This window comes from Kitasatospora sp. NPDC091257, from assembly GCF_044757675.1.
Classification (GTDB): Bacteria; Actinomycetota; Actinomycetes; order Streptomycetales; family Streptomycetaceae; genus Kitasatospora; species Kitasatospora lactacystinica.
Genome location: NZ_JBIVVI010001779.1, coordinates 1 through 1,231 on the forward strand (window position 1 = coordinate 1; position 1,231 = coordinate 1,231).

Sequence of the window (1,231 nt, forward strand, 5' to 3'; positions counted from 1 at the left end):
CCCGAACCACCACCCCACCCCGACACGATCAGCTCACGCTCACCACCCACCAGCACATCCACCGACCCGACCGACCGCTCCGGATCCGCAACCATGGCAGCCAACAGCGCACCCAACCGCCGCCCCATCAGCTCAACCGTGCCGTGGTCGAACAGGTCCACCGCGTACTGCAGCTCCACCCGGATTCCGCCCGGCGTGCCATCGCCGGCCCACGACTCCGTGAAGGCGAAGTTGAGGTCGAACTTGGCCGGGGCATCGGCGAAGGTCTCCGCTTCCAGCGTGACGCCCGGGAGCTGAAGCGCCTCCTCGTTGTTGTTCTGCAGGACCAGCATCACCTGGAACAGCGGATGCACGGAGGCCGAACGGACCGGGTTCAGCTCCTCCACCAGCCGCTCGAACGGCACGTCCTGGTTCGTGAACGCCGCCAGATCCGCTTCACGGACCCGGCCCAACAACTCACCGAAGGTCGGCTCACCCGACACATCCGTCCGCAGCACCAACGTGTTCACGAAGAACCCGACCACATCGTCCAACGCCTGGTCCGAACGCCCCGCCACCACCGTCCCGATCGGAACATCCGTCCCCGCACCCAGCCGCGACAACAGAGCCGCCAACGCCGCATGCAACACCATGAACAACGTCACACCGTGCCGACGCGCCAACCCCTCCAGCTCGGCATGCAGCTCCGCATCCAGCCCGAACTCCACCCGACCACCCGCACGCGAAACCACCCCCGACCGAGGCCGGTCCAACGGCAACGCCACCTCCTGCGGCGAATCCCGCAGCACCTCCGACCAGTACGCCAACTGCTCACCCACGACCCCACCCAGCAGCTCCTGCTGCCACAGCGAGTAATCCGCGTACTGAACGGCCAACGGCTCCCACTCCGGCGCCAGCCCCGCCAACCGCGCCCGATAGGCCGACGCCACCCCCTCCCACAACGGCCTCATCGACCAACCGTCACTCGCGATGTGGTGCAAGGTCAGCACCAACACCGACTCGCCCTCGCCCTCGCCCTCGCCCTCGCCGAGCGTGAACAGCGCCACCCGCAACGGAAGCTCGGTCGAGAGATCGAAGGCGGCGAACGCCTCGGCCGAGATCCGCTCCGCCACCTCCTCCTCCGCGCACGGCTCGACCCGGAACGGCACCTCGACGTCGCCGGCGGGCAGCACCAGCTGGCGCGGCTGACCGTCGACCGCCGGGTAGACCGTGCGCAGGGCCTCGTGCCGGC

1 protein-coding gene is annotated in these 1,231 nt (G+C 68.7%); it reads right to left on the minus strand.

All coding sequences use genetic code 11. The annotated features are described in order from the left end of the window. Positions 1-1,231 (minus strand): condensation domain-containing protein (locus tag ACIQOV_RS41975; protein ID WP_401056479.1); only part of this gene is annotated, 1,231 nt, incomplete at both ends.